Origin of the sequence: Corallococcus praedator (assembly GCF_003612125.1) — a bacterium.
GTDB lineage: Bacteria > Myxococcota > Myxococcia > Myxococcales > Myxococcaceae > Corallococcus > Corallococcus praedator.
The window spans coordinates 1-412 of sequence record NZ_RAWI01001243.1 but is presented as its reverse complement, the minus strand read 5'-3'; the positions used below and the strand labels follow the sequence as shown (position 1 = coordinate 412).

The following is a 412-nucleotide window of genomic DNA, read 5'->3' as shown; positions in this document are numbered from 1 at the left end:
GGTCTCCGGCGAGCCCGCCGCATACGCCGACCCAGCGCCCGTGGCGCGCGGCGCCTTGCACCGTCTGCTGGATCAGACGCAGCACGCTCGGGTGCAGGCTGTCGGCCTCAGCGGCGAGGTCGGGATGCTGGCGATCGATCGCCAGTGTGTATTGCGTGAGGTCGTTCGTCCCGATGGAGAAGAAGTCGACGTGCTCGGCCAGGCGATCGGCCAGCAGCGCGGCAGCCGGCACCTCCACCATGATGCCCAGCGGCACCGTCGGCGCGTCGAGTTCAGCGCGGATGCGTTCGCAGGCGGCGCGAAGGGCGGTCACCTCCTCCAGCGAGGTGATCATCGGAAACATGATCGACAGCGCCGCGGTATCGCCGCTAGTGCCGGCATCGCGGGCGGCTCGATAAAGCGCGCGCAGTTG

1 protein-coding gene is annotated in these 412 nt (G+C 69.4%); it reads right to left on the bottom strand.

Translation table 11 applies throughout. The features are described 5' to 3' along the window. The coding region (locus D7Y13_RS43910; RefSeq protein ID WP_341870485.1) for a putative PEP-binding protein at positions 1-412 on the bottom strand (412 nt) is incomplete at both ends.